Raw genomic sequence first — 6762 nt, forward strand, 5'->3', positions numbered from 1 at the left:
TCGTTTCTCTCAAAGCGGGCTGCGTATTCTATAGAAGCAGCTCTTAGTGTCAAGCAATTTTTTGAATCTTTTCAACCACTTAACCTTCTGAATCTTTCCACTTTCGCTTCCCGAGTCAGGCGGCGCATTTTACAGCACCTTCAGATCCTGTCAAGCGTTAATTTTCAAAATTTCTTTTAAAATCAAACACTTAACTCAGCTTCAAACAACCATTCCGGGTCACTCTCAAAGCAGGTGGCGCATTCTACGCTCTTACTGACCGAAATCAACACCTTTTTCGAGATTTCTTCAGTGACCGCCGATTCGTGAGAATCTTGCAAGTCATTGAAAAATAAAGCTTTTTCAATTTCCTCAACACACCGTAGCGGTCGAGAGGGGCGCATTATAGAGAGATCCTGCCAGCGGTCAACAGGTTTCTGAAAAAAATTTACAGGAGCATTTTCAGCCCCCCTTTTCCCCCTTCTATATAAAGCACGTATACTTGCCGCCTTAATTCCCGGAGCCACCCGGCTCCCTGGTTCGGACTGTTTATCTGTTCCAGTATCTTTTTAAGAAAGAGGTTAGTTATGGCCGAGAAAGCCGTTGTTATTTATTCCGGCGGGATGGATTCCTTTACCATCCTTAATAAAGCTAAAGCAGAAGGATACGAGCTCTATGCTCTTACCTTTGATTACGGCCAGAAGCACCGCAAAGAAATCGCTTTTGCCACCCGCGTGTGTGAAGAACTGGAAATCAACCACCGCATCATTGATATCACCGCAATCAACCAACTGCTGCAGAGCTCCTCTCTGACGTCTGATATCGAAATCCCGGAAGGCCACTATGAAGCAGCCAATATGAAATCTACTGTGGTGCCGAACCGCAATATGATTCTGCTGTCGCTGGCCATTGGTTACGCCGTGGATATTGGTGCCAGCAAAGTATTCTACGGCGCGCATTCCGGTGACCACGCGATTTACCCGGATTGCCGTCCGGACTTTGTTCACGCCATGAATAAGGTCGCCAAGCTGGCCAACTACGAGCCGGTTGATATCGTCACTCCGTACTTGAACAGCGACAAAACAGAGATCCTTGCTGACGGTCTGAAGATGGGCCTGGATTACGGTAAGTCCTGGACCTGCTACAACGGTCGTGAGAAAGCCTGCGGCAAGTGCGGCTCCTGCGTCGAACGCCTGGAAGCCTTTGCCCATAACCATGCCACCGATCCACTGGCGTACGAGAACAGCTGATGGCCGACCGCTACCGCGTTAAGGAAGTTTTTTACACACTGCAGGGCGAAGGCGCGCAAGCCGGTCGCCCTTCTGTGTTTTGTCGCTTCAGTAAGTGCAATCTGTGGAATGGCCGCGAAGATTCACGCAGTACCGCCGTCTGCGATTTCTGCGACACCGATTTTATCGGCACCGATGGTGAAAATGGCGGAATCTACAGTGCAGCGGAACTGGTCAGCCTGATCAGCAGCCTGTGGCCAGACCCTGCTCAGGGAGTTCCCTATGTGGTCTGCACCGGCGGTGAACCTTTGCTGCAACTCGACGTACATTTAATAGAAGCACTGCACAATGCGGGCTTTGAAGTCGGCGTTGAAACCAACGGCACTCTGCCTGCGCCTGCAGGCATCGACTGGCTTTGTCTGAGCCCCAAAGCCGATGCCGAAATTGTTATTACCGCGTGTGATGAACTGAAGCTGATCTATCCGCAGAGCAAAGCCATGCCGGAACGCTTTGCTTCTTTTAATACGCGGCATTTTTATCTGCAGCCGATGGCCGATTATCAGGCCATGATTCTGGCAACGGATAAGAATGAAGGGGCAAAGGAAGGGCTGTCCGTCAGCAATATGCGCAAGACCGTCGAATATTGTCTTGCCCACCCACAATGGAAGCTGAGCCTGCAGACGCACAAATGGCTGGGGATCGACTGACCCCCCGCGGATGCTCCTTATGCCTGACTCCTGTTGATTCAGAAGTCGGGCAGCATCACCGCCTTAAACGGTAATTCTCCAGCTTCATAACGGGCATGGATCTGTGCAACTTCAGACATAGCAAAACGCCGCACAGGCAGGCCTTTAAGCTCACCGGCTTCAATGCTGGTTGTCAGAGTTCTCAGGCACTCCCCATGGGCCGCCATATTTTCCTGCCGCAACAGTGGCAACAGCATAAAAACAGCATGCAGGGTCAGCGCTTTGGCATGCGCCTGGGATAAATCATACTGATTACGGGCATTGATCGTCGCCACCTGCGCATAAGGTGCTGCCAGTTCAAGAGCGGTTTGCAGGCCCGCACCACCAAAGGTGTCCAGCACTCTGGCGAAACTCTCTCCCTGCGCAACCAGCTCACTGCACTGGGAATGCAGCCAGCCACGGCCACCAAAGGCCTCAACCTGAGCGATACGTTCACGACTGCCGGCCGAGCCTTCAACCAGCGCACCCAACTGATGTGCAATCTGCGTCATCATCAGACCAACCGCACCGGAAGCGCCCACCACAAACAAGCGCTCTCCGGCCTGAAGCTGCAAGCGCTGTACTGCGTTGTAAGCCGTAATAGCAGCAATGGGCAGACCAGCGCAGTCTTCCAGCGGCAGATTATGAGGAGCAGGGGCCAGTAAATCGGCATCGGCAACCATATATTCAGCCAGCGCACCATGATGTCCTTTAACCCCGCCGGCGCAGCCATAAACAGCATCGCCCGGAGAAAATGCACTGACGCCTTCGCCTGTTGCTTCTATATAGCCGCTGACATCACAGCCCAGCACACCAGACTGTGGCGCAATGGCCGCAAGCCCGGCACGGATTTTGGTATCCACCGGATTGAAACCAGCAGCCACCACACGAATCAGTACCTGACCGATGCCCGGTTCAGGTAATTCAATCTCAGCTTTCTGTATAACCTCAGGCCCACCGGTCTGTGTCATAACCCATGCCTGGCAACGCATACTCATCGGGATTCCCCCTGTGGCGATGCCAGTGCAGCCGCGGCAGTGACATTGGTTGCAATCTGTTCGATCACTTTATTAATCAGCTCTTCACGGCCACTGCTGGCATGAAAGCTGGCATAAACCGTACGGTTGATGACCGGCGCATCGGGCACAACATGCATTTGCCCGCTGTCGAGGTACGGCTGAATCAGACTCGACGGCAAATACGCCGAGCCGCCATTGCTGAGAATACAATCCAGCGCAATCCGTCCGGTGTTGGTTTGTAATACCGGTGGTTTTGCCCCTTTGAACTCCTGCGCGTGCTGAATCTGAAACGACGTTCCCCAGTCCACCAGCACATAATCCTGCGCCAGTGCATCCTGCCAGCTTTCACAGGGTTCAGCGGAAACCAGATACAGAGGGATGTTCATCACTTCAATGGTGGTCAGTTCGTCCACTTTGGGAGCATCAAAGACAAAGGCCAGATCCAGGGTACGTTCAATAATCTGCCTTACCAGATTACCGCTGCTGTGCGCCATGGCGTTCAGGGCAATCCCCGGAGAGCTGCTCATAAACAGGCGCAGTTGCTCCTGCAGAAAGGCATCCCAAAGATTCGGGGTCGCCCCCAGTGACATCTGCTGGCTTTTGCCATCCGCCATCGCCACTTCCTGGCGGATACGCTGTTCCAGCAGAACGCTGCTTTCAGCCAATGGCATGAGTTTTTCACCTGCCGGGGTCAGCTGAATGTTATTGCGCTGGCGGGAGAACAGTTCCACCCCCAGAAGTCCTTCCAGCTGGCGCACCCGGAAGCTGACGGCAGACTGCGTCAGATACAGGTTTTCTGCCGCCCGTCCGAAGTGCCGGGTACGTGAGACTTCCATAAAAGTTTTAAGCAGTTCTGTGTCCATATCGACCAAAGAAAATTTTCGTTACGATAAGTTTTTTTTGTTTTACCGACGAATCATGGCTGACCATACTCCGCCCAAAATTACCTCATCGGGATAGTAGGTGCAGAATGGACAATAGCCAAGTGAAGAGTTTTGACTGCGATAAAAAGTTCTTTGACGACCGCAATTTTCCACGTGGTTTCCAGCGTTCAGGGGATTTCACCCGTATTCAGGCGCAGATTCTGGAAACAAAAGGTGTGGCCATGAAAGCGCTGCACGAAGGCAGCCGCGCGCCACAGAATGACGAAGAAGAGCGCTTTGTTGCCACCTGTCACGGTAACGAGAAGCCAGCCTCTGATGTCGAGAAAACCTGGGCCATTTACCTCAATGCATTACGCCGTAAGCAGATCTACTTCACGGCTTCTTCCGCTGCTGTGGCTGAAACCGGCTCGGACAGCATAGACAGCGATGATTAAGCCTGTACTCGGCTACATAGAACAAGTCTCTCTCCCCGACTTTGGCATCCAGTGTCTGGCCAAAGTCGATACCGGGGCCTGCACCAGCAGCCTGCATGCTGAACGCATTGAGCCCTTTAAACGGGACGGAAAATCCTGGGTTCGCTTCCATGTGTTGTTTGATAACGACACCGCAACCCTGGATCAGATCTGTGAAGCCGAGGTGGTCGACCGTCGTGTGATCGCCAGCTCCAATGGCCAGCGCAGCCATCGCTACATCATTAAAACTCAGCTTTTCGCTGCCGGGAAAACCTGGACCATCGAACTCAGCCTCAGCCACCGCGGCAGCATGAAATACCCCATGCTGATTGGCCGCCGGGCCATCAGCGGGCGTTTTCTGGTCGATGTCGAACGCCAGTATCCAGGAACCGATTCCCTATGAAGATTGCTATTCTGTCGCGTGACGCCAACCTCTACTCCACCCGTCGCCTGGTGGAAGCCGGCGAAGCGCGCGGACATGAAGTCAGTGTTCTGGATACCCTGCACTGCTATATGAATATCAACAGTCTGGATTCCAGCATCCATTATCAGGGCCACGAGCTGGATGATTTTGATGCTGTTATCCCGCGTATCGGTGCTTCCATTACCTTTTACGGCACTGCAGTACTGCGCCAGTTTGAGATGATGGGCGTCTATCCGCTGAACGAATCCGTCGCCATCAGCCGCTCACGCGACAAGCTGCGCTCTATGCAGTTAATGGCTCGTAAAGGCATTGGTCTGCCGGTTACCGGTTTTGCCCACAGCCCGGATGATATTCCCGATCTGATCCGCATGGTCGGCGGCGCCCCACTGGTGATCAAGCTGCTGGAAGGCACTCAGGGCATCGGCGTGGTGCTGGCGGAAACACGCAAAGCCGCCGAAAGCGTGATTGAGGCTTTTATGGGTTTAAAAGCCAACATCATGGTGCAGGAATACATCAAAGAAGCCGGCGGTGCCGATATCCGCTGCTTTGTGGTGGGCGATAAAGTCGTGGCCGCCATGAAACGTCAGGCACAGGAAGGCGAATTCCGCTCTAACCTGCACCGTGGCGGCAGCGCCTCTTTAATCCGCATAACCCCGGAAGAACGTGCCACCGCGGTACGCGCCGCACGCACCATGGGCCTGAACGTTGCCGGTGTCGATATTCTGCGCTCCAACCATGGCCCGGTGGTGATGGAAGTGAACTCATCTCCCGGCATTCAGGGCATTGAAGAAGCAACCGGTATCGACGTGGCCGCCAAGATCATGATCTTTATTGAGAAAAATGCCCGCGCTAACCGCACCCGTACCCGCGGACGCGGCTGACCACGGTTCACAGGCCGTATTGCTGCAGACATAAACGCACATAATCGGCCCGGTCGGACCCTTCCAGCTCCATTGACGTCGCCTGAGATTCACATTCCTGCTGAATCTCACGGCGATACGCTTCATCACCGTCATCCACAGTTGTCGCTACCGGCTCATCAGTGTCCTCTGCCGGTTCTTCAGCAACACATAGAGTGCCACTCAGTCCCCAAAGCACGGCTGTATATACAACCAGCTCCGCCCCTTGTTCAGTTTCTGCATACCAGCCTCCGTAAATAGTCACATTCTGCGAAGTGCGGTGGCCGTCAGCCAGCAAAGGATTTTTGTGGCGACGATCAGGGGCTCTGACCGATTCAACTCACAGGCGCGGTCATGTCCCCTTCCAGTGAGCGCTCGGCAAAATCGGCGGTTTTCACCAGATGCGGATAAGCCGCTGCAACCTGAGCGACAATAAAATCAACCGGTACATCATCAAAGGTGCCATGATCGTTCAGATATTCCATATGCGCCCGGCCCTGTTCATCAAACGGCTGAAACACCGAATCCTGCTCGCCATCGAACTCCAGCACGCCCACGCCCATACGCTCACACAACGCTTTATTGAAGGCCGGTGTCGCTTTTACCCAGCGCTCATTCAGCCACAGCTCAATATAGCCATGCATAACAAATACATCGGAACGCAAAAACGCCAGCAGCTGCGGTGACGAGAGATGATTACGCACATCCGCTAATCCCAGCCGGGAAGGAATACCCAGCGCCCGCGCCATAGTGCCGAGCAATACCGCCTTGGGAATACAGTATGACTGACCCGCAGCCAGACAATGACTGCCGCTGAAACTCTGCGGATCATCACTGAAGGTATAAGGGTTGTAGCGCACACCATCACGTACACCGAGATACAACCGGCGGGCAATCTCCAGCGGATCAGATGCATCACCAGCCAGCGCGCGCGCCTGTGCCACAACCTGCGGATTGGCTGCATCAAAATAGCGGGTGCTTTGCAGATACTGCTCCATACGGCAACCTTTCATTAAAAAGAGAAGCCTTCACCCTACTCAGCTCCCCCGGCACTGACAATGATCACAACGCCGCAGGCGGTTGGCCAAAATGCTCAGCCTGAGCGTGATTCGGCCTGTCAATCGGGTAACATTTACAAAGTTACGGCCCTT

Annotated in this window: 10 protein-coding genes; 5 read left to right on the top strand and 5 right to left on the bottom strand. The window is 53.7% G+C overall.

Annotation, left to right across the window (positions count from 1 at the left end; translation table 11 throughout):
- Nucleotides 1-182: 182 nt before the first annotated feature.
- Nucleotides 183-506 carry a hypothetical protein gene (locus B3P58_RS03500; RefSeq protein WP_286716097.1) on the bottom strand — a complete coding sequence of 108 codons (324 nt, stop codon included), beginning with the start codon at nucleotides 504-506 and terminating at the stop codon, nucleotides 183-185.
- Nucleotides 507-542: 36 nt separating this feature from the next.
- Between B3P58_RS03500 and queC the strand changes: the two genes are divergently transcribed.
- On the top strand, nucleotides 543-1229 hold the full coding sequence (gene queC, locus B3P58_RS03505; protein WP_286716103.1) for a 7-cyano-7-deazaguanine synthase QueC: 687 nt from the start codon (nucleotides 543-545) through the stop codon (nucleotides 1227-1229).
- Nucleotides 1229-1915 (top strand): 7-carboxy-7-deazaguanine synthase, encoded by a 687-nt coding sequence (gene queE / locus B3P58_RS03510; RefSeq protein WP_286716098.1) that lies wholly within the window; start codon nucleotides 1229-1231, stop codon nucleotides 1913-1915. Before queC ends, queE begins: the two co-directional genes overlap by 1 nt.
- 38 nt (nucleotides 1916-1953) lie before the next feature.
- Here queE and B3P58_RS03515 read toward each other — a convergent pair whose 3' ends face one another.
- Together B3P58_RS03515 and hdfR are read right to left on the bottom strand one after the other, a co-directional pair.
- Nucleotides 1954-2904 carry an alcohol dehydrogenase catalytic domain-containing protein gene (locus tag B3P58_RS03515; RefSeq protein ID WP_286716099.1) on the bottom strand — a complete coding sequence of 317 codons (951 nt, stop codon included), beginning with the start codon at nucleotides 2902-2904 and terminating at the stop codon, nucleotides 1954-1956.
- A gap of 23 nt (nucleotides 2905-2927) precedes the next feature.
- Nucleotides 2928-3815, bottom strand: coding sequence for an HTH-type transcriptional regulator HdfR (gene hdfR, locus B3P58_RS03520; RefSeq protein ID WP_286716100.1), 888 nt, complete (start codon nucleotides 3813-3815; stop codon nucleotides 2928-2930).
- Between the two features lie 107 nt (nucleotides 3816-3922).
- Between hdfR and maoP the strand changes: the two genes are divergently transcribed.
- Genes maoP through rimK form a run of 3 tightly spaced genes read left to right on the top strand, consistent with a single transcriptional unit; the run spans nucleotide 3923 to nucleotide 5593 of the window.
- Nucleotides 3923-4270, top strand: a complete 348-nt coding sequence (gene maoP / locus B3P58_RS03525; protein ID WP_145465747.1) for a DUF413 domain-containing protein — start codon at nucleotides 3923-3925, stop codon at nucleotides 4268-4270.
- On the top strand, nucleotides 4263-4691 hold the full coding sequence (locus B3P58_RS03530) for an ATP-dependent zinc protease (RefSeq protein ID WP_145465748.1): 429 nt from the start codon (nucleotides 4263-4265) through the stop codon (nucleotides 4689-4691). Before maoP ends, B3P58_RS03530 begins: the two co-directional genes overlap by 8 nt.
- On the top strand, nucleotides 4688-5593 hold the full coding sequence (gene rimK, locus B3P58_RS03535; protein WP_145465749.1) for a 30S ribosomal protein S6--L-glutamate ligase: 906 nt from the start codon (nucleotides 4688-4690) through the stop codon (nucleotides 5591-5593). Before B3P58_RS03530 ends, rimK begins: the two co-directional genes overlap by 4 nt.
- Before the next feature lie 7 nt (nucleotides 5594-5600).
- On the opposite strand, the gene B3P58_RS03540 is transcribed toward rimK, so the two are convergent.
- Nucleotides 5601-5876 carry a hypothetical protein gene (locus tag B3P58_RS03540; RefSeq protein ID WP_286716101.1) on the bottom strand — a complete coding sequence of 92 codons (276 nt, stop codon included), beginning with the start codon at nucleotides 5874-5876 and terminating at the stop codon, nucleotides 5601-5603.
- 70 nt (nucleotides 5877-5946) lie between these two features.
- A complete protein-coding gene (locus B3P58_RS03545) occupies nucleotides 5947-6609 on the bottom strand; it encodes a transglutaminase-like domain-containing protein (RefSeq protein WP_286716102.1) in 663 nt (220 codons plus the stop codon).
- Nucleotides 6610-6762: the final 153 nt, after the last annotated feature.

The organism is Thalassolituus sp. UBA2009 (genome assembly GCF_002335285.1).
Classification (GTDB): domain Bacteria; phylum Pseudomonadota; class Gammaproteobacteria; order Pseudomonadales; family Oceanobacteraceae; genus Venatoribacter; species Venatoribacter alkanivorans.

Coding starts and splice junctions, on each gene's coding strand:
- queE (WP_286716098.1), top strand. CDS start 1,229: ATGGCCGACCGCTACCGCGTTAAGGAAGTTTTTTACACACTGCAGGGC.
- B3P58_RS03515 (WP_286716099.1), bottom strand. CDS start 2,904: ATGACACAGACCGGTGGGCCTGAGGTTATACAGAAAGCTGAGATTGAA.
- hdfR (WP_286716100.1), bottom strand. CDS start 3,815: ATGGACACAGAACTGCTTAAAACTTTTATGGAAGTCTCACGTACCCGG.
- maoP (WP_145465747.1), top strand. CDS start 3,923: ATGGACAATAGCCAAGTGAAGAGTTTTGACTGCGATAAAAAGTTCTTT.
- B3P58_RS03530 (WP_145465748.1), top strand. CDS start 4,263: ATGATTAAGCCTGTACTCGGCTACATAGAACAAGTCTCTCTCCCCGAC.
- rimK (WP_145465749.1), top strand. CDS start 4,688: ATGAAGATTGCTATTCTGTCGCGTGACGCCAACCTCTACTCCACCCGT.
- B3P58_RS03545 (WP_286716102.1), bottom strand. CDS start 6,609: ATGGAGCAGTATCTGCAAAGCACCCGCTATTTTGATGCAGCCAATCCG.